We start from the raw sequence: 24,432 nt of genomic DNA on the forward strand, positions 1-24,432 counted from the left end.
ACACTCGGCGACTAGGAGGGTGCCTCTCGCTCCCCAGCCGGGACGCGATCCTTGCCCGTCGCCGGGTCGTAATTCTCCCAGAACGTGGCGCCCTTGATGCCGAGGGCTATCGGGTCGAACGTCGGGTCGAGCCCGTCCTTCTTCTGGCGCTCGTAGTCGCGCAGGCACTTGTAGGCAGGCTGCTGCAGCATGATGATGCCGATGATGTTGAGCCAGGCCATGAGTCCGACGCCGATGTCGCCCAGGGTCCACGCTTCGGTTGCGGTGGACACCGCACCCTGCACGACGGCGGCGAGGATCACGGCCTGCAGGACGCGGGTCGCGGTGCCGCCGAGCGTGCTGCGGATGCCGGGGATGACCACGGTGTTGAACTTGCCGAGCAGGAAGCGCAGGTTCGTCTCCGCCATGTAGTAGTAGGCGATGATCGTGGTGAGGCAGAAGAACGCGAGCGAGACCGCGATGAACGAGGATCCGGCTCCGTTCCACAGGGTGTCGAATCCTGCCTGCGCGTAGGACGGTCCGACCGCCGCATCGACGGGAAGGATGTTGCCGCCCTCGGAGAGCACCGCCCCGGTCTCGCTCTCGCCCTCGAAGACGCGGTAGGCGCCCGTCGAGATGATGAGGAAACCGGTTGCGCTGCAGACGAAGAGGGTGTCGATGTAGACGGCGAACGCCTGCACGAGGCCCTGCTTGGCGGGATGGGAGACCTCGGCGGCCGCAGCGGCGTGGGGGCCGGTGCCCTGGCCGGCCTCGTTGGAGTACACCCCACGCTTGACGCCCCACAGCACCGCCGACCCGACGATCGCACCGAAGCCGGCATCGAGGCCGAAGGCGCTCTCGAAGATCAGCTTGAGCACGCCGGGGAGCTCGCCGGCGTTGGCGAAGACGATGATCAGTGCGAGCAGGATGTAGACGATGGCCATGAACGGCACGACCACCGAGGCGAACGCCGCGATCCGCTTGACGCCCCCGATGATGACGAACGCCAGCACGATGACGGTCGCGACCCCGATCACCCACGGCGAGACGCCCCACGCGCCACTCATCGCCGACGCCATCGAGTTGGCTTGCACGCCGGGAAGCAGGATTCCGCAGGCGAGCATGGTGACCGCGGCGAAGACCAGGCCGTAGACCTTGAACGCGCCCGCAGCACGGGTGTGGGCCATAGCTCGACTCAGGTAATAGGCGGGGCCACCACGGTATTCGCCGCTGAGGTTGTCACGGGTCTTGTAGACCTGGCCGAGCGTGCACTCGACGTAGGACGTCGATGCGCCCAGGAAGGCGACCGCCCACATCCAGAACAGTGCGCCGGGACCGCCGAAAGCGATCGCCGTCGCAACGCCCGCGATGTTGCCCGTCCCGATGCGACCGGCCAACGACATGGTGAGGGCCTGGAAGGAGGACACCCCCGACGGCGACTTCTCGCCCTTCAGCATCAGCCGCACCATCTCCCTGACCTGGCGCACCTGCACGAACCGTGACCGGATCGAGAAGTAGAGGCCGGCGCCGAGGCACAGGTAGACCAGCGCGTTGCTGAATATGTAACCGTTGATCGTCTCGAGTAGATCTCTCACGCTGGCTCTCCGTTCGATCGTCGGTCGGGTGCGTCGTCGGGGTCGGGAGATGGTTTCACAGGTTCGCGCCGTCCGCGTGACGTCTGCAAGACCCGACCTCACAACGCCCGGTCCCCACCGGTGAAGAGTTCGTCACAGGGCCCTCTCAGCCACTTCACACCGACGTCATGGCCGACCTGCACGCTGGCACGCACTCACCACCCCCGACGACGAAAGAAGCCTCGCCATGTCCTATGTGGACCCGAGACAGTTCGTGACGAAGATGGTGGACGCCGGAGAGTCGAAGGTGTTCATGTCGACCAGGGACACCGTGATCCGCGCCTACATGGCCGGTGCCATCCTCGCGCTGGCGGCGGCGTTCGCGGTGACGATCACCGTGCAGACCGGCAACGCCCTGCTCGGCGCGGTGCTCTTCCCGGTCGGCTTCTGCCTGCTCTACCTGATGGGGTTCGACCTCCTCACCGGCGTGTTCACGCTCGTACCGCTGGCACTGCTCGACAAGCGGCGCGGCGTGACCGTCCGGTCGATGCTGCGCAACTGGGGTCTGGTGTTCGTCGGCAACTTCCTGGGCGCCGTCACGGTGGCGGTGATGATCGCCGTCACGCTGACCTACGGATTCACCGTCGACCCGAACGAAGTCGGTCAGCGGCTCGGCGAGATCGGCTCCACCCGGACGGTCGGTTACGCCGAACACGGCGCGGCGGGCATGCTGACGCTCTTCATCCGCGGCGTGCTCTGCAACTGGATGGTATCGACGGGCGTCGTCGCCGCGATGATGTCGACGTCGGTGTCGGGCAAGGTCATCACGATGTGGATGCCCATCATGCTGTTCTTCTACATGGGCTTCGAGCACTCCGTGGTCAACATGTTCCTGTTCCCGTCCGGCCTGATGATGGGCGGCGACTTCTCGATAGCCGACTACCTGCTGTGGAACGAGATCCCCACGGTCATCGGCAATCTCGTCGGCGGCCTGGCGTTCGTCGGTCTCACGCTGTACGCGACCCATGCCCGTACCGGCGGCGAGTGGCGACGTCCCAGCACCCCCCTGCAGGACTTCGAGATCCCCACCAAGGTGAACGCGTGACACGCGAACGGATCACCGCCGAGATCGTCAACGCCAGGCTGGCGAAGGGACTGAGCTGGCGCCAACTCGCCGACGCGGTCGACCGGCCGCTGACGTGGACCATCGCCGCACTGCTGGGCCAGCATCCGATCCCGGCCGAGCAGGGTGCCGTGCTGGCCGAGCTGCTGGGACTCGACGAATCGGTCGTGCCGGTGCTCGCCGCGGTCCCCGTTCGCGGCGGGCTGCCCACCGCGGTGCCGACGGATCCCACCGTGTACCGGTTCTACGAGGTGCTGCAGGTCTACGGCGGCGCCATCAAGGAGGCGATCCACGAGGAGTTCGGCGACGGCATCATGAGCGCCATCAACTTCAGCCTCGACGTCGCGCGCAAGCCACATCCCGACGGTGACCGCGTCGTCGTGACGCTGGACGGCAAGTTCCTCCCCTACGCCTGGACGTCAGCCGACGACTGACCCCCTAGGCTGGGCGGCGACGGCCGGCGTGGGGAGTCTCAGTGGTCACACTCGACCGACTCGTCAACGTCCTCGGGGGCTACGGCGTCCGGCTGAAGACGGGTGCCGCGCCGCGCACGACCGAACTACGTTCCGTCGTCCTGCACGAGGAGCGCGACGTGGTGGGCGACGTCCTGCTGGCCGTCGACGCCGACTCCATCGACACCGCCCTCGCCTGGGCGCGGGCCGCGCGGGCCGTGGCGGTGCTGGTCCGCGACGACGACACCGGCACGACCACGGTCCCGAACGGCCCCGCCGTGCTCGTCGTCGACCGCGAGGTGTCGTGGAGCGAGCTGGCCGCCGTCGTGTTCGGCCTGGTCCTGGAGGGTCGCGAAACCGAATCGGGCCGCGGACCGACCGACCTGTTCGCCCTCGCCGACAGCCTCGCCGACGCCATCGGCGGCGCGGTGACCATCGAGGACCGCCACTGGCGGGTGCTCGCGTATTCGAGACGGCAGCAGCACGCAGACGGTGCCCGCGCCGAGACGATCCTCGGCCGGGAGACCCCGGACCGGCTGCGGACGCTGTTCGCCGCCCGCGGCGTCACCACCCACCTCGCGTCGTCCGAGGGCCCGCTCTTCGTGCCGCCGGCGCCGGACGAGGGCCTGGCCGGACGGATGGTGGTGGCCGCCCGCACCGGTCGCGAACTCCTCGGCTCGGTCTGGGTCGCGTGTGCGGCCGAACTGACCGGCGAGCCGTTGGCCGCGCTCACCGACGGTGCCCGGCTGGTCGCCCTGCACCTGCTGCGGTCCCGCGCCAGCGCCGACCTGGAACGCCAGGTCGAATCCGACCTGGTGATCGGGCTGCTCGACGGCACGGTCGAGGCGGGGACGGTGATGAGCAGGCTCGCACTGCCGCCGTCCGGGCTGCGCGTCATCGCCCTGCGGGCGCGCCTCGACGACGAGCTGCACGCCGCCCTGCTGCTGGCCTTCGAGCAGGCGACCACCGGCTTCGGCTGGTCGCGGCCCGGGCGAACGACGTTGGCAGACAACACCATCTACACGGTGCTGCCGAGCGACGACGTGGTCGCCGCCCGCCGCTGGGTCGACGACCTGCGGGCCGCGCTCCCCGAACGCACGGGCGTCGTGGCCGGCATCAGTAGCGTCGCCACCATCCTCGAGCTGCGCACGGCCCGTGACGAGGCCGACGAGTGCCTGGCGCTGCACGAGCTGCGGAACGCAGGCGGCGCGGCCCCGGCCTACGACGAGTCGTGGGACGACGTCGTGCTGCGCCGCCTGCGCATCGCGACGCGGGTCGGCCGAGCCCCGCAGCGCGGTCCCATCGCCGAACTCCGCAGGCACGACGACGCGAAGGGCACCCGATACGTCGACACCCTGCGCGCGTGGCTGGCCGCCCAGGGTGACCTCCCCGAGGCCGCCGAACGCCTCGGGGTGCACGAGAACACCGTGCGGTACCGGCTGCGGAAGATGGCTGAGCTGACCGTCCTCGATCTCACCGACGGCCGCAAGCGCCTGGCGATGACCATCGAACTGGCCGCCACCGACGACGACATGACGGTGTTGTTCGGAGACGACAGATAGGACCGGTCGGATTGTCGGATCTCAGCAATCGCCGACGGCGGTTCTCCGCCACCATCGAAGGAGACGAGAACTCCAGGAGGTGGCGTGATGATGGCCGACGAACGCTTCGACGGTGGGCCGCGATCGGCGATCGTGGTGGGCGCCGGCATCGTCGGCCTGTCCACCGCGTGGTTCCTACAGGAACGCGGCGTGGCGGTGACCGTCGTCGACCGGCGCGGCATCGCGGCCGGTGCGTCGTGGGGCAACGCGGGGTGGGTGTCGCCCGCCCTGACCATTCCGCTCAACCACCCGTCGGCGCTGGCGCACGGACTGCGGTCACTGACGGATCCCGCTGCGCCGCTGCATGTTCCGGCGCGCTTCGACGTCGGCCTGTGGGCGTTCCTGGCCCGCTTCGCCGCAAACTGCCGCCGCTCCGCGTGGGACCGCGCGGCGAGTGCGAACGTCCCGTTCAACGCCGAGTGCCTCGAGGCGTTCGACGTCCTGACCGGCAACGGCGTCGACGCGCCGACCACCGACGGCCCGATCACCGCACTGTTCGCCACGGAACGGGACGCCGCCCATCTGATCGACGAACTGGAGGGGCTCCGTCGCGTCGGCCAACCGCTTCGCTACCGGACCCTCGAGGGACCGAGCCTCCGCGACGCGGCGCCGCTCGCGTCGGACGACGTCGCGCTGGGCGTCAGCGTCGAGGACCAGCGCTTCGTCGACCCGGGCCGTTTCACGCACGCGTTGGCCCAGGCGGTGGCCGACCGCGGCGGATCGATCCGCACCGCGACGGTCCTCGACGTCCGGCCGAGCGGCCACGGGGTGCGGGTCGACGTCGACGGCGCCGACCCGCTGACCGCCGATGCCGCCGTGATCGCGACCGGCGCCTGGCTGTCACGGCTGGCGTCGCGGTGGGTCCGCACGCCGGTACGGGCGGGGCGCGGCTACTCGTTCACCGTCCCCGTGAACCGTCCGGTGCCCGGTCCCCTCTACCTCCCCGAGGCGCGAGTCGCTTGCACGCCGTACCGGGGCGGGCTTCGCGTCGCGGGCACCATGGAGTTCCGCGGACCCGACGAGCCAGGCGAACCCGCCCGCCTCGACGCGATCGTCGCCGCCGCGACGCCGCTGCTCGGCGGGGTGCGGTGGACCGAACGCACCGACGAGTGGGTGGGTCCTCGACCCGTCACCACCGACGGCCGGCCCCTGATCGGCGAGGTCGCCGCCGGCGTCTTCGTGGCGGGCGGCCACGGCATGTGGGGACTGGCGCACGGTCCGATCACCGGGCGACTGCTCACAGAACAGATCACGACCGGCAAGCAACCCGCGGCGCTGTGGACAGTCGATCCACTCCGCTGACCCGAGACCCGCATCGAGTCGTCAGGGGCGGAGGCACCCCGCCCGCCCCTGACGACGACCCCCGTGCACCCGAAAGGACGACCATGACCGTCTCCCCACCGATCTGGATGACACCCGCCGCCTACCGCCGCCTCGAGGAGGAGCTGGCGACACTGCAGGCGCTGGTCGCCCAAGACGGGCCCGACGACGTCCAGGAGAACGCCGTGGCCGTCCGGGCGGCCCGTCGGGCCCGCATCCAGCAGATCCTCGAATGGCTGCTGTACGCGGTCGTCGACGAGAGCCCACCGGACGACGGCGTCGCCGAACCGGGCATGGTGCTCACCGTCCGATTCGACCGGACCGGGGACACCGAGACGTTCCTCATGGGCGTCCGCGGCGCCGAGTACGGCGACGTCGAGGTCTACTCGGTGCGGTCACCGCTGGGTCTGGCGCTGCTGGGCGCCAGGGTGGGCGACCGACGGGAGTACACCGTGCCCAGTGGCGAATCCATGCCCGTGACGCTCATCGGGGCGGTCCCCTACGGAATGCATCGCCAGGACGCGTGACGCCGCCCGTTTGCGACCGGTCGACGGCGGGGACTCGGGTGGCGTGAACGCCGACCAGGTCACTGACCCCATCGCCGAGCACGCCGAAGGCCCCGTGTGGTCGACCAGCTGGGGCGGTCTGCGCTGGGTCGACATGACCGCGGGCGACGTCCTCGCGCTGGCTCCCAGCGGCGACGTCGACCGCACCCACGTCGACCGCATCGCCGCCGCGGTACGGCCCCGGCTGTCCGGCGGCGTGGTCATCGCCGTCGAACGTGGCTTCCTCCTCGAGGACTCCAACGGCACCACGTTGCTGCTGCCGCCCGTGTGGTCGGACCCGACCATCCGGATGAACGAGGGCGGTTGTGCCCCAGACGGATCCTTCTACTGCGGCTCGATGGCCTACGACCAGCGCCCGGGAGCGGCATCGCTCTACCGCCTCGATCCCGACCACGAGGTGTCCGTCGTCCTCACCGACGTCACCGTGTCCAACGGCATCGAGTGGTCCCCGGACGGCGCGCTCGCCTACTACAACGACACCGCGACCCACCGCATCGACGTCTTCTCCTGGGACCCGGACCGCGGGCTGCACGACCGGCGTCCCTTCGTCACCATTCCCGACGAGGGATCGCCCGACGGCCTCACCGTCGACGCCGAGGGCGGGGTGTGGACGGCGCTGTTCGGCGGCGGTGCGGTCCACCGCTACACCGATCGGGGCGTCCTCGACGCCGTGATCGACGTCCCCGCCGGCCAGGTCACGGCATGCACGTTCGGTGGCGACGACCTGGCCACCCTGTTCATCACGACGTCGCGCGAGGGTCTGGACGCGGGCGAGGACCCGCTCGCCGGTTCGCTGTTCAGCGCCCGTCCCGGCGTCAGCGGCCTGCCGACCAAGGCCTTCGCCGGCTGAGCCTGCGACTCAGTCGAGCGTGACCTCGTCGCCCACGTGCACGTCGCCCTCCATGAGCACCTCGAAGTAGGCTCCGGCACAGGGCAATTCGCCCAGCCCGAAGGACTCGACGCGGTTCTCGACCGCCGGGGTGCGCAGCGCGTGGGTCGCCCGGCCGAGGTCGCCGTGCTCGAGGGTGGGGATCACGCACCGCGGCGTCGGCCCCATCGCCCTCAGCCGGACGGACCCCACCGACAGCGTGCGGCCCGTCCACCCGTTCTCGTCGTACGCCGGGTAGTCCTGCGGGGTCTCGATCACGATGTTGGGCCGGTAGCGCGCGGCCTCGGTGCCGATGCGCCGGAGCGTCGCGGTGGTGATGACGTGCAGCGGTGCGAGATCGACGAAGGAGTCCCCGGGCGTCCCCTCCGCCAATTCGAGCAGCGGCGCATCGACCTCCGCATCCAGGCCGTCGCGCAGGACCTGCTCGGGGTCGGCGCGCTCCAGGGTGGCGCCCGGTGACCGGTGCTCGGACAGCCGCACCGGCCGCGACAGCAAGCCGGACAGCACGTCGTCGAAGTCGTCGTCGTCGGTCGCCATCCGGGTGCCGTCGGGCAGCCGAACGTGAACGCGCCCAGCGTCATCCGTTCCCGCGGTGCATTTCAGCAGATTCCGCCACAGCCGGGCCTGCTTGGCACTGGCCACCCGGCCGGTCTCCTGGTCGATGAACGCCAGCCGACGGTCGCCGTCGGCCCCCGCGAAGGCGACGGTCAACGTGGTGACGTCTTCACCGAGCATCGACTTGACGGGGTAGCGGTGCAGGCTGCCGACGTGCATCGGCGAGGTGGCGTGTGCGGCGGTCACGAGTCCACGGTAGCCCGTCGACCACGGCACCGAGCGTGGACTTCTGCGACGCGAAATCGCCATTCGCGTGACCCAAGTGCACACTCGGCGCCCAGCGCTACAGCCCCACCATCGCCATGCCGGCCGGGTTGTACCGGTCGCCCTGGACGCCCACCCGGGCCGCGAGCGCGTCGAGGTCGGCGACCTCGTCGGCGGACAGTGCGACCGAGGTGGCGCCGGCGTTCTCGTCGATGCGTTCCCGGCGGCGGGTGCCCGGGATGGGCACGATCCACGGCTGCTGGGCCAGCAACCACGCGAGCGCGATCTGTCCCGGGCTGCACCCCTTCCCCTCGGCGAGCGCCCGAACCTGGCCCACGAGCGCCTCGTTGGCGCCGATGTTGTCCGCGGTGAACCGCGGGATTGAGCTGCGGATGTCGCCGGTGCCGAACGCCGTCGAACCGGTCACGGTGCCGGTGAGGAAGCCCTTGCCCAACGGGCTGAACGGCACGAATCCGATGCCGAGTTCCGCGCAGGTGGGCAGCACCTCGGGTTCGGGATCCCTTGTCCACAGGGAGTATTCGCTCTGCAGGGCGGTGACCGGGTGGACGGCGTGTGCGCGCCGGATGGTATCCGCCCCGGCCTCCGAGAGGCCGAAGTGACGCACCTTGCCCGCGGCCACCAGCTCGCCGACCGTCCCGGCGACGTCCTCGATCGGCACGTCCGGGTCGACGCGGTGCTGATAGAAGAGGTCGATGACGTCGGTGCGTAGCCGCCGCAGCGACGCGTCGGCCACCCGGCGGATCTGCTCGGGCCGGGAGTCGGTGCCGACCATCTTCCCGTCGGCGATGTCCCAGCCGAACTTGGTGGCGATGACCACCTGGTCGCGCACCGGTGCCAGCGCCTCGCCGACGAGTTCCTCGTTGACGTAGGGCCCGTAGACCTCGGCGGTGTCGACGAACGTCATGCCCGCTTCCACGGCGTACCGGAGCACGGCGATCATGTCGTCGCGGTCGCCGGGGTTGGGGCCGTAGCCCTGCGACATCCCCATGGCGCCGAATCCGATGGCCGAGACCTCGAGTCCCCGACCAAGTGTGCGTGTGTGCATGCTCATGCCTCCGGGATCTCGATGCCGTAGTTCTCGCGGGTGATGTCCTCGGGTTCCGGTCCGCCGCGGTTGCCGGTGTCCAGCGCGTCGATCGCGGCCAACTGCTCCGCACTCAGTTCGAAGTCGAAGACGTCGAAGTTCTCGGCGATCCGCGATGGCGTCACCGATTTCGGGATCACCTGACGGCCCTGCTGGATGTGCCAGCGCAGCATGACCTGTGCGGGCGTCTTCGAGTGCGCGGCCGCGATCTCGCCGATGACGGGGTTGTCGAGGGTGGAGGCGTGCGGGCCCTCCCGGTAGAACGTGATGCCGCCGATCGGTGCCCACGCCTGGTTCAGGATGCCGTGCTCGTCGTCGACGGCGAGCAGTTCGGACTGCCGGAAGTAGGGGTGCACCTCGATCTGGTTGATCGCAGGCACCACCTCGGTCTCGGCCAGCAGTCGATCGAGGTGACGGGGCATGAAGTTCGAGACGCCGATGGCACGGACACGGCCGTCGGCGTACAGCTTCTCCAGCGCCTTGTACGCGCCGATGGTCAGCTCGAACTCGTCGGGCAGCGCCTGGTGCAGGATCAGCAGGTCGAGCCGCTCCACGCCGAGCTTGCCGACCGCCTTGTCGAACGCGTGCAGCGTCTCGTCGTAGCCGAAGTCGGTGATCCACACCTTCGTCTCGACGAACACCTCGTCGCGGTCGAGCCCGGAGCGGCGGATCGCCTCACCGACCTCGCGCTCGTTGCCGTACGCCGCCGCGGTGTCGACGTGGCGGTAGCCGGTCTCCAGCGCCGCGGTCACCGCGGCGACGGTCTCCTCGGGCGCGGACTGGAAGACGCCGAAGCCCAGGACGGGTATCTCGACCCCGTTGTTGAGGGTGAAGGTGGGAATGCTCATGTCCTCGACGGTAGGCCCGGAACCTGGGCACTGGGAGTGTCTGTCGAACGGGGTACCGGCAGTACCTCCCACCAGCCGTCGGGCATGCCTACCGTGGTGTCGTGGCCACGATGGACCTGCGCAGCGAGATCCGCGAGTTCCTCAGCTCGCGGCGGGCGCGCATCGCCCCGCAGGACGCCGGCCTGCCCGCGTACGGCGGCAACCGCCGGGTGAAGGGCCTGCGCCGCGAGGAGGTGGCGATGCTCGCCGGCGTCTCCGTCGACTACTACGTGCGGATGGAGCGCGGCAGCCTCGCCGGCGCGTCCGACGGGGTGCTCGACAGCCTGGCCGTGGCACTGCGGCTCGACGAGGCCGAGCGCGACCACCTCTTCCACCTCGCGCGGCAATCAGGTCCGCAGCCCGCCCGCCGCAGGCGCAGGACGTCGACGACCGTGCGGCCCGCCCTGCAGCAGGTGCTCGACGCCATGACCCACGCACCGGCCTGGATCCGCAACGGCCGCCACGACGTCCTCGCGATGAACCAGTTGGCCCGCGCGCTCTACGCCCCCGTACTCGCCGATCCGCGCAGGCCCGCCAACACCGCCCGGTTCGTCTACCTGCAGCCCGAGGCCGCCGCGGAGTTCTTCGTCGACTACGACACGATCACCCGCGACGCGGCGGCGATGCTGCGCCTCGAGGCCGGCCGCAACCCGCACGACGAGGACCTGATCGCGCTGGTCGGTGAGATGTCCACGCGCAGTGAGCTGTTCCGGCAGCGGTGGGCGTCCCAGGACGTTCATCTCCACCGCTCCGGACGCAAGCGGCTAAGCCATCCCGTGGTGGGCCAGCTCGACCTCGACTTCGAATCGCTGGAGCTACCCGGCGATCCGGGCCTGCAGCTCAACGTCTACACCGCCCCCTCGGGCACCCCGACCGCCGACGGCCTGGCGCTACTGGCCTCCTGGGCGGCGAGCCAGGACCACCTCCCCACCGAACGGGCCGCCGCCGGGGGCTGACGCGACCGTATGGTGTGGCATGTCCACAACTCAGGACGACCGTGAGGCGTTCATCGTCGCCTCACTGGTCGACGCCTTCTCGGATCTGATGGCGACCGATCCGGATTCGTTCCGCACCAAGTTCCGCAAGATGGCCGCCGATCCATTCGCCTTCTACCGCGGCAGCGCCTGCATCTTCTACGCCGACGTCGCGGCCCGCGACGACCGCTGGGCCGACGAGCGCACCAGCCGGGTCTGGATCCAGGGCGACCTGCACGCGCAGAACTTCGGCACCTACATGGACGGTGCGGGCAAGTTGATCTTCGACGTCAACGACTTCGACGAGGCCTACGTCGGGCGCTTCACCTGGGACCTTCAGCGGTTCGCCGCCAGCATCGCGCTGATGTGTTGGCAGAAGGCGCTTTCCGATCAGGCGATCACCAGGCTGATCGGCGTGTTCGTCGACGCCTACGTCCGGCAGGTGCGGTGGTTCGTGACCGTGGAGGACGACTCGACGTTCGCCCTCGACCTCGAGACCTCCCGTGGGGCCGTCCGATCGGCGCTGAACTCGGCGCGACTGTCCACCCGTGCGGCGATGCTCGACCGGATCACCGTGGTCGACGACTTCGACCGGAGGTTCCGGGATCTGCCCGGCGTCCGACGTCTCGACGACGACGAGCGGGCGAAGGTCGAGGCGGCGTTCGAGACCTACCTGCAGACGATCCCCCGTGCGCAGCGCTTCCACGGGATCGCCTACGACGTCAAGGACGTCATCGCGAAGACCGGTTTCGGGATCGGCAGTGCCGGCCTGCCCGCGTACACCGTGCTGATCGAGGGCTTCAACCAGGCGCTCGACAACGACGTGATCCTGTCGATGAAGCAGGGCAACGTGGCTGCCCCGAGTCGCGTGGTCGTCGACCCCGAGGTGCACGGCTACTTCGAGCACCAGGGTCACCGGACGGCCGTGTCCCAGCGCGCGCTGCAGGCCCACGCCGATCCGCTGCTGGGCTACACGACCATCGACGGCGTCGGCTTCGTCGTCAGCGAGATCTCCCCGTACGAAGCGGATCTGGACTGGACGGAGCTGACCGAGCCGGACGAGCTGGCTGAGGTGATCGAGCAGTTGGGGCAGGCGGTCGCGAAGGTGCACTGCGTCAGCGACTCCGACAGCGACCAGTCGCTGGTGCCCTTCCAGACCGAGGACGCGATCGTGGCGGTGATCGGCGAGGACGAGTCGGCCTTCGCCGCCGACGTCGCGGCGTTCGGGCTCGAGTACGCCTCGGTGGTCCGCGACGACCACCGGCACTTCGTGGAGGCGTTCCGGGAGGGCCGCATCCCGGGCGTGACCGCGACGTAGGCCCTCGGCACGACGGGTCCGGATTGCGTCGTTCCCGAACGGGTACCGCGTCCCCATGACGGTCGCCGACCTCGCGTGCCCCAAGCGCATGGACTACGGGCCGTGCGGCGGGGTGCGGCCCGATCACCAGTGCGAGATGCGGCCGGGTCCGTGCACGTTCGACGCGGCGGTGCCGTGGCCGGAGCCCGAGTCGGTCGCGCCGCCGGTCCGGGCGCCATTGATCCTCACCGACTTCAGTTGCACCCCCTTCGATCCCGCCGAGGTGCTCGCCACGGCGGCGATCCTGGGGCCGTCCTGCGACGCGGTGCTCGTAGGCGAGCATCAAAATCGGCCGGACTTCCCGCCCACGCTGATGGGCCGGCTGCTTCTCGACGGCGGGACGACGCCGTGGATCACGCTGTCCTGCCGGGACCGCAACCGCATCGTGCTCGAGCAGGAACTCCGCGGACTCGCGTGGCTCGGCATCGACACCGTCTTCTGCGTCACGGGTGACGGCCGCGGCTACGACGTGCGGCCCGACGTCACCCAGACCTTCGACCTCGACGGCCCGCGGTTGACGGCGCTGGCGGCGTCGCTCGGCCTGTGCGCCGCCGTTCCCGAGACCCCCACCGCGCCGCCGGTCGACCAGCGACCGGTTCGGCTCGTGCAGAAGCAGCGCGCCGGTGCCGGACTCGCAGTGCTCAACCACGTCACGTCACCGGCGATGGTCGCCGAGTTCATGGCTGCGGCGCGGCTGCTGGGGCTGCGGATCCCGGTGCTGGCAGCGGTCGCCGTGTTCACCGACGAGGTGTCGGCCGCCGTCCTGCAGGGGCTGCCGGGGCTGGAACTCGATCCGGAGGTGGTGGCATCCGTGGTGCACCACTCCGATCCGGTCGGGGCGGGCATCGACGCCGCCGTCGACGAGGCCCGCGCCCTGCTGGCGATCGACGGCGTCGTGGGCGTCAACGTGTCGGGACTCGCCAGCGGTGCGGGCGGTCATGTCGGCGCACGGATCAAGGCCGAGGTCGGTGCACGCATTCGAGCGGAGGTGGTCAGGTGACCGAGGCGATGGACGCGGAGTTCGACACCGTGGCCGAGTGGACGGCTGAGGTGGCGATCGACCTCGGTCCCGACTACTACGTCCCGGCGGGGTGCCGGGGCAGCGGTAGTCCGGCGGCGCTCGACTGGCTGATCGACCGGATGGACCTCTCCCCCGGCCAGTCCCTGCTCGACTCCGGGGCCGGCGTGGGCGGACCGGCCGACCATGCGGCGCAGCGACGGTCGGTGCTGCCGCTGCTCGTCGAACCGGAGGCGGGCGCCTGTCGAGCGGCGCAGCGGTTGTTCGACCATCCCGTGGTCCAGGCGAGTGGATCTCGACTGCCGTTCCCCGACGAATCGGTCGACGCGGCGTGGTGTCTGGGCGTGTTGTGCACCACACCGGACAAGGGTGCGCTGTTGAGCGAACTGCGACGGGTCGTCCGGCCAGCGGGTGCCATCGGGCTGTTGGTCTTCGTGGCCACGGACGTCCTGCCCGCCGATACCCCCGACGGCAACCAGTTCCCCACGGCGGGGCTGCTGACCGATCTCGCCGGGACGACGGGACTGGACATCGAAACCTGGCAGGGCGCAACGGGTCTGGACCCGCCGTCACGCGAGTGGCAGGACCGCGAACAGACGGTGACCGAGCGCCTCGAGGAGTGCTACGGGGACGAACGGGCCTGGCAGGTCGCCGAGGACCAGAGCCGCCGCATGGGCACGCTAGTGAGCGAGGGGCACGTCTCGGGCGAGCTGCTGGTGTTGCGCCGCCCGTGACCCCTGTGTCCTGCGGACATGCGTCGCCATCGGTGCGGAGCTAGGCTAATCACTGCGAAAAACCTGGGTTTCGGCGACGAATCCCCTGGGGCTACGGGAACTACGAGATGGGGCGGTCGGGATGAAGAGTGTGGGTCGGTTGTTCGCCGTGGCGACGCCAGTCGTGTTGGCGCTGGCGGGATCGGCCCTCGTCGCCGCCCCCGTCCAGGCGGAGCCGGAGCCGTGTGCGGACGTCGAGGTCGTCTTCGCTCGCGGCACGTTCGAGCCCGCCGGGGTCGGCGGTACCGGCCAGTCGTTCGTCGACTCACTGCGTGCCAAGACCGAGGGCAAGTCCGTCGACGTGTACGCGGTCAACTACCCGGCGTCCCTCGATTTCGGCGCCGCCGCCGACGGCGTCATCGACGCGAGCAACCGGGTCCGCGACGTCGCCGCGCGGTGCCCTGACACGAAGATCGTCATCGGCGGCTACTCGCAGGGTGCCGCGGTCGCGGCCTACATCACCGAGGACTCCATCCCGCAGGGCTTCGACCTACCCCCGGGCATCACCGAACCGATGCCCGCCTCCGTCGCCGACCACGTCGCGGCCGTGGCGTTGTTCGGCAAGCCGTCGAGCGGGTTCATGCAGATGATCTACAGCGGCGCCCCTCCCATCAACGTCGGCTCGCGGTACACGGCGAAGACGACCGACCTCTGCATCCCGGGCGACCCGGTCTGCTCCACGGGCGGGGGCCCGGGGTCGCACAACGCCTACGTCGCCGACGGGCTCACCGATCAGGCCGCAGCCTTCGCCGCAGACAAGATCAACGCCGCCTCCGGTCCCTCGGGCAGGACCCGGCAGGCCGCCACCGGCTAAGCCACACGCCGGGCGCGACGGGGCGCGATCGCCCGGTCAGCGGACTCCACGGTGTCCGCCGTGCGTTTGCTGAGAATTCATACCATTCGTCTGTGAGCTATGTCACAGAGCGATTGGCCGGTTCGCTGCAGTGGGAACAGGATCGACAACGTTCACTGCCGCCGTTGGGCTGCACCGCCATGAAGTTGGAGCCCTCCGATGGTCCTCGATACCTTGCTGCCCGAGCGCGCCGTCGTCGGCGCCGCGGCCGATGGTGATGCCGACGCGTTCGCCGACCTCGTCGGGCACTACGGACCTCAACTGCACAGGTACGCCCGTGCCACCCTGAGAGACCCGGGCGCGGCCGACGAGGTCGTCCAGGACGCCCTCGTCGCGGCCTGGCAGCATCTGCACGAGTACCGCGGCGACGCATCCCTGCGGACGTGGTTGTTCGCGATCCTGTCGCGGAAGATCTGCGATCACCGCCGTCGCCGCAGTCTGGCCACCGTGGACGATCCGGCGCTCGACTGGTCCGACGGCGGCCGCTCCGACCCCTTCGCGGCGGCATCGGCGAACGGCTTCATGGCGGACCTCCGCCTGGCGCTGGCCGAACTGCCCGACCGGCAGCGCGAGTGCTGGCTGCTGCGCGAGGTCGAAGACCTGTCCTATCCCGAGATCGCCGTCGTGACCGGGTTGTCCGACGGCGCGGCGCGCGGACACGTCGTGCGAGCCCGCACCGCACTGAGCATCCGTCTGGCGGGGTGGCGGTGACGTCGCCGGAGCGCTCCGACGACCCCGTGGTCCGGCGGGCCGCGCGCGAACTCCACCGCCGACCGGTGGACCCCACCTGGATCGACATCAGCTCGGCCATCGTGTCGCGGATCAGTCGCGCCGCCCGCCGGACGTGGCCCATCGACGCCGTCTTCCCCGCCGATGCGCGATCGCGGCCCGGCGACCGCCTGCGGATCAGCGACCGCGTCGTGCGGACCGCGGTGCGCCGCGCCGTCAACCGCTCGGGCGAGGTCGTCCTCCTCCACGTCGAGATCGTGGTCGACGGGCACCGCTGCATCGGCGCCCGCCTCACCGTCGCCGCGAGGCACGGTGCCGCCACGGGCGCGGTGTCCGACCGCATCACGCTCGTCGCTGCCGACACCATGAGCGATCTGCTCGGCCATCCGGTGTCGACCGCCCAGGTGACCGTTCACGTCGACGTGGCATGAGGACCGTGGCGCACGTCACGCCGATCCGGCGTGCGGATTCGTCCGCCCGTCGCGTCTACCAAGACAAGCAACCAACCAAGGAGGACCGCCACCATGGGCGACATCTCGAACAAGACAGATGAACTGGCCGGCCGCGCCAAGCAGGCCGCGGGCGACCTCACCGGCAACGAGGACCTCCGCGCCGAAGGTGCCGTCGACGAGACCAAGGCCCAGGTGAAGCAGGCGGCCGACGCCGCCGTCGACAAGGCCGAGGACGTCGCCGAGACCGTGCAGGAAAAGGCCGACGAGGCCAAGCAGGTCGTCGAGGACAAGGCGGAGCAGGTCTCGGCGAAGGTGTCCGAGATCCGCGCCGACGTCGCCGACACCGCGAAGAACGCCAACCTCGACGACAACCGACTGCTGGTGGTTCTGGCGATCGCGGGCGCAACCATCACGATCGCGCTGGTCCGTCGCCGCTCGAAGCGTCACGGCGGCAGCGGCAAGCCCACGCGCATCGCGAAGAACAAGGCCAAGGCCGGCGCGAAGGCGGGCGCCAAGGCCGGACTCCTCAAGGCCATCACGTCCTGACCGTGCCGGGGCCCGTCCCCGTCACGGAGAACCGTCGGTCCCCAGCCGGGTGCCGACCACCACGAAGAAGGGAATGAACATGGGAATCGTCGACAAGGCCAAGAACGCAGCGGAAGACGCCATCGGCAAGGCCAAGGAAGTCATCGGTGACGTCACCGACAACAAGGACCTCGAAGCCGAAGGCAAGAAGGACCAGGGCGTCTCCGGCGTCAAGAAGGTCGGCGAGAACATCAAGGACAAGCTCAACTAGTCCGCGCCGCCGAGTACCGGGCCGCGTCACCCCCCACCGGGTGACGCGGCCCGCGGCGTTTCCGGCTAGCCCTACTCTTCGCCCGACCGGGACGACGACGGGCACAGTCCGGCGTTCCTCCTGGCAGCCCCATCACGGGCACGGACGCAGGAGGACACGCCATGAATACAGAACACGTCACCGCACTGGTCACCGGGGCCAACCGCGGGCTCGGTCGCCGGTTCGCAGAAGAACTCGTCGGACGCGGCGCGAAGGTCTACGCCGCGGCCCGCAACCCCGAGACCATCGACGTCCCCGGCGTCATACCCATCCAGCTCGACATCACCGACCCGGAGTCCATCCGGCGCGCCGCGGCCGAGGCCGGCGACGTCAACGTCCTGGTCAACAACGCGGGCGTCTCCACTCGCGCGACGCTGCTCGACGGCTCACTCGACGACATCCGCCTCGAGATGGAGACCCACTACTTCGGCACGCTGCAGGTGACCCGAGCCTTCGTGCCCGTCATCGAACGCAACCTCGCCGAGGCCGACGGCGGGGCGATCCTGAACGTGCTGTCCGTGCTGTCGTGGACCCACCCCCCGACCAGCGGCGCCTATGCGGCCGCCAAGGCCGCGGGATGGGCGCTCACCGACGCCGTGCGAACGGAGCTGGCCCCGAAGGGCATTCACGTCGCCGCCCTACACGTCGGATACATGGACACCGACATGGTCACCTACGTCCCCGCCGACCAGAAGACCGACCCGGGCGTCGTCGCCAAGCTCGCACTCGACGGGCTGTTCGCCGGCGAACCGGAGATCCTCGGTGACGAGCTGACCCGCACCGTCCGCGCCGGGCTGTCGTCGCCGCCGCGCTAGGCGACTACTTCGGGTGCGGCCTGCCGGTCAACCGCTTCATCGTGGCCGCGTCGTCGGCACGGTAGGGCCGGCCATCGGCGTGCAGCAGGTCGTGGAACCATTCGGCCGGCGGGATGAGGTACGGCCGCTCCCAGGAGTCCCACGGCAGGAACGTCTGCGTCTTGCCCGCCACGAGTCCCCACGTGAACGCGCCGACCCGGTGCCTCCGCGCGATGGGGAGGATGCCCTCGACCGTGCTCCCCAACGTGCGCGCCATGTACTCGGTGCACAGCATCGGCCGTCCCCAGGACGCGAGTTCGTCGATCCGCGAGGCGAACTCGACCGGCATGGCGTAGCTGTGGAACGTGATGACGTCGGACAGCTCGAGCTGCAGACCAGCCATCCGGCTGCGCCGGCCGGGGTCACCCCAGAAGCCGTCCCACACGCCACTGGTCAGGGGCTGAATCGCGTTCACCGAGCGTGCCCACTCGAACACCTGCGGTAGCAGCGTCGCGACCAGCTCCTCCTTGTCCCTGCGCTCGACGCTCGCGTACTGCGGGGCGGGGTTGTCCGGTTCGTTCCACAGGTCCCAGCCGAGAACCCGCTGATCGTGCCGGAACTGGTTCATGACGCCGACGACGTAGTCGTGCAGGACGCGGGTGTAGGCGCGGTCGGAGAGGCGGTCGGCGCCGGGGCTCTGCACCCACCCCGAGTTGTGGATGCCGGGCCGGGGCGCACGCTGCCTGCCCATCCGCGGGTGCGGATCCCAGCAGGAGTCGAAGAAGACGAACAGCGGCTTGATGCGGTGCCGCGCGGCGATCGCCACGAACTGCGCCAGCCGCCGCCGAAGACCCGCCCGGTCCTGGGTCCACAGCTGGTCGTGCAGGAAGACCCGGACGGCGTTGATCCCGATCGCCCGGGCCATGCGGAGTTCGCCGTCGATGCGTCGCGAGTCGTAGGTGTCCGCCTGGAACATCTCGAGCTGGTTGACGGCGTTGGAGGTGACGTAGTTCGCGCCGACGAGCCAGTGCTGCGCCGCGTACCAGCGGTTGGCCCGGTCCGCGGACCAACGACCGGTCGCCGCCGACGCTCGCGGCATGCGGGACACGGCAGCTCCTCCAGCGAGGAGCAGGGGGAGCTTGACGGCGGTTCGACGGTCGACGATCTTCGTGCACTCGCGTGCCAAGTGGAACATCCTTCGCGGTTCGAGCCCCCGACCCGGGTTTTCGAACGGTCTTGCATCACAACGTGATTGACGCACGCGACAGCACTGTCGACGGCCTCGATGCGAGCCATGCCGAGAGTAGCGGCATGGCCGGGTCGGCGCCAGCGGTGCTGCTCAGGCCTCCTGCGACGTCGCCGTCGACTGCTGGCCGTAGCCGGCGAGCCGGCGGCCGACCTCGGTGATCTCGGCCTCGTCGAGCACACGCACCGGCGCGCCGCTGGCCATGGCACGCAGCTGGACGTCGCAGAGGTACTCGAGGTAGGGCACCATGCTCAGCACCTTGGGTAGCGCCGCGCCCACGAGGACCGCCCCGTGGTTGCCCATCAGTGCGGCGGTGCGGTCGACGAGGGCGGCGGTCACGTTGTCCGCCAACTGCTTCGTGCCGAACGTGGCGTACGGCGCCACCCGCACCGCGCCGCCGAACAGCGCGGCGTAGTAGTGCGACGCCGGTACCTCGTCGGTCACCGTCGACATCGCGGTCGACGCCGGCCCGTGGGTGTGCACCACGGCGGTGTGCGACGTCGTCGCGTACACCGCCAGGTGCAGCGCCAACTCGCTCGACGGCTCCAGGACCGCGTCGACGGCGTTGCCGTCGAGATCGTGGATGCCGACGTCGCGCGCCGTCATCGCGTCGTAGTCCACTCCGCTCGGTGAGATCACCACGAGGTCACCGACCCGAATGGACACGTTGCCCGCCGTCCCGACGACCAGGCCGGAGCGGCTGAGGTGGCGGCAGGCGTCGACGACCTGCTGTCGTTCCGGAGCTAGGCGGAGGTCACCGTCGGAGCCGCTCACGGGACGAGCACGTACTTCGACCCGCGGCCGGCAGCCATGTCCTCCAGGCTGGGCAGCAGTGCGTCGAGCGGCCGGTGCTCGGTGATGAGCATCGATCCGTCGACCTTCTTGCTGGTCAACAGTTCCACCGCGGTCCGCACGTAGTTCGGCGTGTGATGGAACACGCCCTTGAGGGTGTACTCCTCGTAGTGCATCGCGCTGGAGTCGACGGAGAACGGCGCACCCTTCGGCGTCCCGCCGAACAGCACCGCCGTCGCGCCGGGACGCAGCGTCCGCACCGTCTGTTCCCACACTCCCGGGAGCCCGACCGCCTCGATGCCGACGTCGGCGCCGCGGCCGTGGGGGGTGTGCCGCTTGATCAGCGCCACCCGGTCGTCGGCGTCCGGGGTGTCGGTCAGGTCGATGGTCTCCACCGCACCCGCGACGAGCGCCTGCCGGAGCCGCCACGGTGACTGGTCCACCGAGATGACGTTCGCCCCGCGCAACGTCGCGAGCCGGACGAACATCAGGCCGATGGGACCGGCGCCGTGCACGACGACGGTGTCGCCGAGTTCGATGCCCGTCTCGGCCATGCCGTGCACGACGGTGGCCAGCGGCTCCAGCGGCGCGGCCGACGCGAAGTCCAGGTCGTCGGGCAGCAGGTAGGTGTTCCGCTGCACGATCGACGGCGGGATGATGACCTGCTCGGCGAACGCGCCATTGAGGAATTCGAGGTTCTCGCACAGGCTCTGGCGCCCCCGCGTGCACGCCCAGCAGTGCCCGCACGGCGCGGTGTTGGCGGCGACCACCCGGTCGCCGACGGCGAATCCTTCGACCCCGTCGCCCACGGCCGAGACCACGCCGGCGAATTCGTGGCCGAATCGCGAGGGCAGCGTGGGGAACAGCTTCGGGTGGCCGCGACGGTAGGACTTGAGGTCGGTGCCGCAGGTTGCGGCGGCCTTGACGTCGACCAGCACCTCGCCCGGCGCGGGCTCACCGGCGGGGACGTCTTCCAGCCGCAGGTCGCCGGGCCCGTAGAACATGGCCGCTCTCATGGTCGTTCTCCTCGCGTGTCGTCGTGCGCGTGCAGTCGGTGTAGGAGGTCCCGCGTCTCCGCGAAGACCGATCGGTAGACGTCGCGCAGCTGCTCGTACTCGGCGGCGACCTCGGGCCGGGGATCGACCACGGCGTCGGTCCGCGCGACGGCGGCCGCGGCCTCGTCGAGCGAGCCATACCGGCCGATCGAGGTGAAGGCGACGGCGGCAGCCCCGAGTGCACTGACCTCGCCGGACGCACACACCTCGATGGGGCGGTCGAAGACGTCGGCCAGGATCTGGGTCCACAGTGGGCTTCGCGCACCGCCGCCCATCGCGCGCAGCACCTCGACGCGCTCGCCGCGCGCCTCCTCGAGCCCGTCGAGCTGCATCCGCAATTCGAACGTGATGCCCTCCAGTAACGACCGGTAGAAGTGCGCCCGGGTGTGGCAGCCGCGCCAGCCGAGCGTGACGCCCGACGCCTGGCTGTCCCAGTGGGGGGTCTGCGCGCCGTTCCAGTACGGCAGCGTCAACAGCCGTTCGCTGCCGGCGGGCACCGCCGCGGCGTCGCGTTCGAGTTGGGGGTCGGGCGCACCGGCGAGCTGGGGATCGCCGAATTCGCTGCGGAACCAGGTCGAGAGGTAGGTGCCCGAGGAGCTGAACGTCTCGACCGTCGTCTGCCCGGGTGTCGCCGAGATCATCGACCGGTACGCCCGCGCGGGAAGATAGGACGTCGTCTCGCTGCCGATCACCACGGCCGTACCCAGCACGAGGTAGGCCGCGCCCGGGTGCGTGACGTCCAGCCCGACGCCCGCTGCCTGGCCATCGCCGAGACCGGCCACGACCACGACGTCGTCGTCGAGTCCCCACGATCGGGACACCTCCGTCCGCAGCGGGCCGAGCGAGGTCCCGGTGGGCACCAGGTCCGGGAGCTGCTCACGGCGAAGTCCCGCCAGCTCGAGCAGTTCGTCGGCGTAGTCGCCGGTGGCCTGGTCGATGAGCGCCAGCGGATCCACCGACGAATTGCTCGACGCCCACCGTCCCGTCATCGCGTGCACCAGGAAGGTGTGCACGTCGGCGACGCGGTGGCAGCGCGCCATCGTCTCGGGCTCGCGGTCACGCAGCCACAGCAGCTTGTACAGACCGGGCGTGATGTCCGCGGGCTTGCCCGACAGCAGCTCGACGCGGTCGGTGCCGTAGTGCCTGGCCTCGACGTCGGCGCGGCCGTCCATCCACAGGATCGCCGGACGCAGCGGCCTGTCGTCGGAGTCCAGGCACACGAAGCTCTCCCGCTGATGGGTCACGCAGATCGCGGCCACCGCGGCGCGGTCGGGGACGTCCTCGAGTGCCTGCCGGACGGCGAGGTCGGTGGCGGTCCACCACTGCTCCGCCTGCTGCTCGAACCAGTGCGTGGCGGGACTGCGCGTCTCCAAGGGGTGCGCCCCGGTGCCGACCACCTGACCCGACGGGTCGACGACGATGGCCTTGGCGGCGGTGGTCGAGCAGTCGACGGCGACCACCAGCGGGGTCGCGGTCACGCCTCGACCGCTTCGTCCGAGGCTGGTGCCGTCGACGCCACGACGACGTTGACCCCGCACGCCCCGAGCTGCTCGAGGTCCTGTTCGGCCAGCCCGTCGTCGACCACCACGGCGTCGAAGTCCTCCAGTGAGCCGATCCGGTGGATGGCCCGGCGGGTGAACTTGGTGTGGTCGATCAGCAGCACGCGGCGTTCGGCGCTGTCCATGAAGGCGCGCTTGAGTTCGGCCGCCGCACTCGACGGGTGGAAGCACATGCCGCGCGAGACCGCAGGCACCGACATGAACAGGACGTCGTAGTGCATGTCGCGCAGCGCCCGGACCGACTGCGACCCGACGAACGACGAGAACTCCGGCACGTAGTCGCCGCCGATGGCGTTGAGCCGCACCCCGGGGTCGGCGGCCAGCTCGTCGATCGCGGGCAGGAAGTTGGTGACCACCGTCAGCGGCAGGTGGTCGGCGAGGTGCGGCAGCACGTGCAGCGCCGTGGTGCTGTCGTCGAGCGCGATCGCCTGCAGGTCCATCTGTGCTGTCGCCCAGTCGAATCCGGCCCTTGCGACGGCCTGCTTCTCGGCCAGGTTGAGCGCCTTGCGAAGGTCGACGTTGCGCTCGAACGCCTCGCTGGGCGGGGCCTCGGCGCCGGAGCGCACCTTGCGCAACATCCCTTGGGCGTGCAGTCGATCGAGGTCGCGGTGGATCGTCATGGTGCTGACGCTGAACTGCCCCGCCAGCTCGTCGATGCGGGCCCACCCCCGCGCCTTCACGAACTCGACGATCTCCGAGCGCCGGTGAGCGTGACTACCATTCCGCCGCGGCTGCGCTGCCATCGGCCGAAATTATCACAGGGAACATCACACATTCAACACTATTGATGTTATTTTCGGCTGGTTGGTGTCAGGCCGTGGCGGCGACCCGCGCCCGCTCCCGCATCGACGCGATCACGCCGCCGTCGTTGAGAATGTCCGTGCCCGTGAGGTATCCCGCCTTGCTGCTGGCGCAGAACGCGAACAGCTCCGCCATCTCCTCGGCGGTGCCCCAGCGCGGCACCGCGAAGTCGGCCACCATCGCACCGGCGCCCGCCTGCTCCTCGAGCCTGCCCATCTCGGTGTCCACCGACCCCGGTGACACCGAGACGATGCGCAGCCCCCGGGCGTTGAACCGTTCGGCCTGCGACGTGCTGTACCACCTGACGAAGGTCTTGCTGATCGCGTACGCGAGGCCCGATCGCGCCTCGGCGGGTGCGATCTCGAACGCCGCCGTCACGTCGGCCATGAAGCGCTCCGGGTCCTCCAGCGCGGACGGGAAGGCTCCACTCGGGACGACCTCGTCGGGCAGCATGTGCGAGGCCATCGACGCGACGTTGACGATCGCGGCACCCGTGGGCGCCGTCGCGAAGAACGCCTCGCCGACGTGGACGGTGCCGAGCGCGTTGGTCCTGGCGACGTACCCCGCGTCGCCCATGCTCGGGCTCACCCCGGCCGTGTGGATCACCGAGGCGATGGGGCCGATCCCGGTCGCCGTGGTGAACAGGCTCTCCACGGCAGCGCGGTCGGTGACGTCGCACACCACGGCCGTGGCGGTGATGCCGAGGCCCTCGAGTTCGACCGTCACGGCGTCGAGCCGATCGCCCCGGACGTCGCAGAGCACCACGTCGTGGTCGCGGCCCACGATCTTGGCCGTGGCCACGCCCATACCTCCCGCACCGCCGGTGATCACCGAGACTCGATTCATACTTAGACCGTATAACGATCAGGTCCGACCGGG

The 24,432-nt window shown here is 70.1% G+C and carries 26 protein-coding genes; 16 read left to right on the plus strand and 10 right to left on the minus strand.

The features are described 5' to 3' along the window. Window positions 1–11: 11 nt before the first annotated feature. Window positions 12–1,574 carry an alanine/glycine:cation symporter family protein gene (locus G6N64_RS04395; protein WP_163795776.1) on the minus strand — a complete coding sequence of 521 codons (1,563 nt, stop codon included), beginning with the start codon at window positions 1,572–1,574 and terminating at the stop codon, window positions 12–14. Between the two features lie 226 nt (window positions 1,575–1,800). On the opposite strand from G6N64_RS04395, the gene G6N64_RS04400 reads away from it, so the two are divergent. The 6 genes from G6N64_RS04400 to G6N64_RS04425 all read left to right on the plus strand — a co-directional run bounded on the left by G6N64_RS04400 (window position 1,801) and on the right by G6N64_RS04425 (window position 7,465). Next, the gene (locus G6N64_RS04400; protein WP_163795777.1) at window positions 1,801–2,658 is read left to right on the plus strand and encodes a formate/nitrite transporter family protein; all 858 of its coding nucleotides are present in this window, start codon (window positions 1,801–1,803) and stop codon (window positions 2,656–2,658) included. Continuing rightward, window positions 2,655–3,110: a cyanase gene (gene cynS, locus G6N64_RS04405; protein ID WP_163795778.1), complete on the plus strand. Its 456-nt coding sequence runs from the start codon at window positions 2,655–2,657 to the stop codon at window positions 3,108–3,110. The genes G6N64_RS04400 and cynS overlap by 4 nt, the downstream gene beginning before the upstream one ends. Window positions 3,111–3,151: 41 nt before the next feature. Beyond that, window positions 3,152–4,690 carry a PucR family transcriptional regulator gene (locus tag G6N64_RS04410; RefSeq protein WP_163795779.1) on the plus strand — a complete coding sequence of 513 codons (1,539 nt, stop codon included), beginning with the start codon at window positions 3,152–3,154 and terminating at the stop codon, window positions 4,688–4,690. An 87-nt stretch (window positions 4,691–4,777) separates the two neighbouring features. Next, window positions 4,778–6,031: an NAD(P)/FAD-dependent oxidoreductase gene (locus G6N64_RS04415; RefSeq protein ID WP_163801432.1), complete on the plus strand. Its 1,254-nt coding sequence runs from the start codon at window positions 4,778–4,780 to the stop codon at window positions 6,029–6,031. An 83-nt stretch (window positions 6,032–6,114) separates the two neighbouring features. After that, complete coding sequence (locus tag G6N64_RS04420) at window positions 6,115–6,576, plus strand: GreA/GreB family elongation factor (protein ID WP_163795780.1); 462 nt, start codon at window positions 6,115–6,117, stop codon at window positions 6,574–6,576. Between the two features lie 43 nt (window positions 6,577–6,619). Next, the gene (locus G6N64_RS04425; RefSeq protein ID WP_163795781.1) at window positions 6,620–7,465 is read left to right on the plus strand and encodes an SMP-30/gluconolactonase/LRE family protein; all 846 of its coding nucleotides are present in this window, start codon (window positions 6,620–6,622) and stop codon (window positions 7,463–7,465) included. Window positions 7,466–7,474: 9 nt separating this feature from the next. On the opposite strand, the gene G6N64_RS04430 is transcribed toward G6N64_RS04425, so the two are convergent. The 3 genes from G6N64_RS04430 to G6N64_RS04440 all read right to left on the minus strand — a co-directional run bounded on the left by G6N64_RS04430 (window position 7,475) and on the right by G6N64_RS04440 (window position 10,276). After that, window positions 7,475–8,278, minus strand: a complete 804-nt coding sequence (locus tag G6N64_RS04430) for an MOSC domain-containing protein (protein WP_163801433.1) — start codon at window positions 8,276–8,278, stop codon at window positions 7,475–7,477. Window positions 8,279–8,402: 124 nt separating this feature from the next. Next, window positions 8,403–9,389 carry an aldo/keto reductase gene (locus G6N64_RS04435; RefSeq protein WP_163801434.1) on the minus strand — a complete coding sequence of 329 codons (987 nt, stop codon included), beginning with the start codon at window positions 9,387–9,389 and terminating at the stop codon, window positions 8,403–8,405. Between the two features lie 2 nt (window positions 9,390–9,391). Beyond that, a complete protein-coding gene (locus G6N64_RS04440) occupies window positions 9,392–10,276 on the minus strand; it encodes an aldo/keto reductase (RefSeq protein ID WP_163795782.1) in 885 nt (294 codons plus the stop codon). A 101-nt stretch (window positions 10,277–10,377) separates the two neighbouring features. Between G6N64_RS04440 and G6N64_RS04445 the strand changes: the two genes are divergently transcribed. The 10 genes from G6N64_RS04445 to G6N64_RS04490 all read left to right on the plus strand — a co-directional run bounded on the left by G6N64_RS04445 (window position 10,378) and on the right by G6N64_RS04490 (window position 18,121). Further along, window positions 10,378–11,271: a helix-turn-helix transcriptional regulator gene (locus G6N64_RS04445; protein WP_163795783.1), complete on the plus strand. Its 894-nt coding sequence runs from the start codon at window positions 10,378–10,380 to the stop codon at window positions 11,269–11,271. A 19-nt stretch (window positions 11,272–11,290) separates the two neighbouring features. Next, the gene (locus G6N64_RS04450) at window positions 11,291–12,607 is read left to right on the plus strand and encodes a DUF2252 domain-containing protein (protein ID WP_163795784.1); all 1,317 of its coding nucleotides are present in this window, start codon (window positions 11,291–11,293) and stop codon (window positions 12,605–12,607) included. Between the two features lie 55 nt (window positions 12,608–12,662). Beyond that, window positions 12,663–13,646, plus strand: a complete 984-nt coding sequence (locus G6N64_RS04455) for a methylenetetrahydrofolate reductase (RefSeq protein ID WP_163795785.1) — start codon at window positions 12,663–12,665, stop codon at window positions 13,644–13,646. Beyond that, complete coding sequence (locus G6N64_RS04460; protein WP_174266758.1) at window positions 13,643–14,398, plus strand: class I SAM-dependent methyltransferase; 756 nt, start codon at window positions 13,643–13,645, stop codon at window positions 14,396–14,398. Before G6N64_RS04455 ends, G6N64_RS04460 begins: the two co-directional genes overlap by 4 nt. 121 nt (window positions 14,399–14,519) lie before the next feature. Next, window positions 14,520–15,251, plus strand: a complete 732-nt coding sequence (locus G6N64_RS04465; RefSeq protein ID WP_163795786.1) for a cutinase family protein — start codon at window positions 14,520–14,522, stop codon at window positions 15,249–15,251. 198 nt (window positions 15,252–15,449) lie between these two features. Further along, on the plus strand, window positions 15,450–16,001 hold the full coding sequence (locus G6N64_RS04470) for an RNA polymerase sigma factor (RefSeq protein WP_163795787.1): 552 nt from the start codon (window positions 15,450–15,452) through the stop codon (window positions 15,999–16,001). Beyond that, a complete protein-coding gene (locus tag G6N64_RS04475; RefSeq protein WP_163795788.1) occupies window positions 15,998–16,450 on the plus strand; it encodes a hypothetical protein in 453 nt (150 codons plus the stop codon). Before G6N64_RS04470 ends, G6N64_RS04475 begins: the two co-directional genes overlap by 4 nt. Window positions 16,451–16,543: 93 nt before the next feature. Further along, window positions 16,544–17,017: a CsbD family protein gene (locus tag G6N64_RS04480; RefSeq protein WP_163795789.1), complete on the plus strand. Its 474-nt coding sequence runs from the start codon at window positions 16,544–16,546 to the stop codon at window positions 17,015–17,017. A 79-nt stretch (window positions 17,018–17,096) separates the two neighbouring features. Then, the gene (locus G6N64_RS04485; RefSeq protein WP_163795790.1) at window positions 17,097–17,267 is read left to right on the plus strand and encodes a CsbD family protein; all 171 of its coding nucleotides are present in this window, start codon (window positions 17,097–17,099) and stop codon (window positions 17,265–17,267) included. A gap of 161 nt (window positions 17,268–17,428) precedes the next feature. Further along, on the plus strand, window positions 17,429–18,121 hold the full coding sequence (locus tag G6N64_RS04490; RefSeq protein ID WP_163795791.1) for an SDR family oxidoreductase: 693 nt from the start codon (window positions 17,429–17,431) through the stop codon (window positions 18,119–18,121). A 4-nt stretch (window positions 18,122–18,125) separates the two neighbouring features. Here the strand turns inward: G6N64_RS04490 and G6N64_RS04495 are convergent, their stop codons facing one another. The 6 genes from G6N64_RS04495 to G6N64_RS04520 all read right to left on the minus strand — a co-directional run bounded on the left by G6N64_RS04495 (window position 18,126) and on the right by G6N64_RS04520 (window position 24,399). Continuing rightward, window positions 18,126–19,286 carry a glycoside hydrolase 5 family protein gene (locus tag G6N64_RS04495; RefSeq protein WP_246230941.1) on the minus strand — a complete coding sequence of 387 codons (1,161 nt, stop codon included), beginning with the start codon at window positions 19,284–19,286 and terminating at the stop codon, window positions 18,126–18,128. A gap of 153 nt (window positions 19,287–19,439) precedes the next feature. Then, on the minus strand, window positions 19,440–20,120 hold the full coding sequence (locus tag G6N64_RS04500; protein ID WP_163795793.1) for a class II aldolase/adducin family protein: 681 nt from the start codon (window positions 20,118–20,120) through the stop codon (window positions 19,440–19,442). Then, window positions 20,117–21,154, minus strand: coding sequence for a zinc-dependent alcohol dehydrogenase (locus G6N64_RS04505; protein ID WP_163795794.1), 1,038 nt, complete (start codon window positions 21,152–21,154; stop codon window positions 20,117–20,119). The genes G6N64_RS04500 and G6N64_RS04505 overlap by 4 nt, the downstream gene beginning before the upstream one ends. Continuing rightward, complete coding sequence (locus G6N64_RS04510) at window positions 21,151–22,671, minus strand: xylulokinase (protein ID WP_163795795.1); 1,521 nt, start codon at window positions 22,669–22,671, stop codon at window positions 21,151–21,153. Before G6N64_RS04510 ends, G6N64_RS04505 begins: the two co-directional genes overlap by 4 nt. Next, window positions 22,668–23,495 carry a DeoR/GlpR family DNA-binding transcription regulator gene (locus G6N64_RS04515; protein ID WP_264002169.1) on the minus strand — a complete coding sequence of 276 codons (828 nt, stop codon included), beginning with the start codon at window positions 23,493–23,495 and terminating at the stop codon, window positions 22,668–22,670. The genes G6N64_RS04510 and G6N64_RS04515 overlap by 4 nt, the downstream gene beginning before the upstream one ends. 67 nt (window positions 23,496–23,562) lie before the next feature. Continuing rightward, window positions 23,563–24,399, minus strand: a complete 837-nt coding sequence (locus G6N64_RS04520; protein WP_163795797.1) for an SDR family oxidoreductase — start codon at window positions 24,397–24,399, stop codon at window positions 23,563–23,565. Window positions 24,400–24,432: the final 33 nt, after the last annotated feature.

Origin of the sequence: Mycolicibacterium sediminis (assembly GCF_010731735.1) — a bacterium.
In the GTDB taxonomy this organism is placed as follows: Bacteria; Actinomycetota; Actinomycetes; order Mycobacteriales; family Mycobacteriaceae; genus Mycobacterium; species Mycobacterium sediminis.

Excerpts from the sequence above, each read along its gene's own strand:
- G6N64_RS04505 (WP_163795794.1), bottom strand. The coding sequence starts at position 21,154 with ATGAGAGCGGCCATGTTCTACGGGCCCGGCGACCTGCGGCTGGAAGAC.
- G6N64_RS04400 (WP_163795777.1), top strand. The coding sequence starts at position 1,801 with ATGTCCTATGTGGACCCGAGACAGTTCGTGACGAAGATGGTGGACGCC.
- G6N64_RS04520 (WP_163795797.1), bottom strand. The coding sequence starts at position 24,399 with ATGAATCGAGTCTCGGTGATCACCGGCGGTGCGGGAGGTATGGGCGTG.
- G6N64_RS04415 (WP_163801432.1), top strand. The coding sequence starts at position 4,778 with ATGATGGCCGACGAACGCTTCGACGGTGGGCCGCGATCGGCGATCGTG.
- G6N64_RS04480 (WP_163795789.1), top strand. The coding sequence starts at position 16,544 with ATGGGCGACATCTCGAACAAGACAGATGAACTGGCCGGCCGCGCCAAG.
- G6N64_RS04440 (WP_163795782.1), bottom strand. The coding sequence starts at position 10,276 with ATGAGCATTCCCACCTTCACCCTCAACAACGGGGTCGAGATACCCGTC.
- G6N64_RS04490 (WP_163795791.1), top strand. The coding sequence starts at position 17,429 with ATGAATACAGAACACGTCACCGCACTGGTCACCGGGGCCAACCGCGGG.
- G6N64_RS04420 (WP_163795780.1), top strand. The coding sequence starts at position 6,115 with ATGACCGTCTCCCCACCGATCTGGATGACACCCGCCGCCTACCGCCGC.
- G6N64_RS04485 (WP_163795790.1), top strand. The coding sequence starts at position 17,097 with ATGGGAATCGTCGACAAGGCCAAGAACGCAGCGGAAGACGCCATCGGC.
- G6N64_RS04470 (WP_163795787.1), top strand. The coding sequence starts at position 15,450 with ATGGTCCTCGATACCTTGCTGCCCGAGCGCGCCGTCGTCGGCGCCGCG.
- G6N64_RS04450 (WP_163795784.1), top strand. The coding sequence starts at position 11,291 with ATGTCCACAACTCAGGACGACCGTGAGGCGTTCATCGTCGCCTCACTG.
- G6N64_RS04515 (WP_264002169.1), bottom strand. The coding sequence starts at position 23,495 with ATGGCAGCGCAGCCGCGGCGGAATGGTAGTCACGCTCACCGGCGCTCG.
- G6N64_RS04435 (WP_163801434.1), bottom strand. The coding sequence starts at position 9,389 with ATGCACACACGCACACTTGGTCGGGGACTCGAGGTCTCGGCCATCGGA.
- G6N64_RS04455 (WP_163795785.1), top strand. The coding sequence starts at position 12,663 with ATGACGGTCGCCGACCTCGCGTGCCCCAAGCGCATGGACTACGGGCCG.
- G6N64_RS04465 (WP_163795786.1), top strand. The coding sequence starts at position 14,520 with ATGAAGAGTGTGGGTCGGTTGTTCGCCGTGGCGACGCCAGTCGTGTTG.
- G6N64_RS04430 (WP_163801433.1), bottom strand. The coding sequence starts at position 8,278 with ATGCACGTCGGCAGCCTGCACCGCTACCCCGTCAAGTCGATGCTCGGT.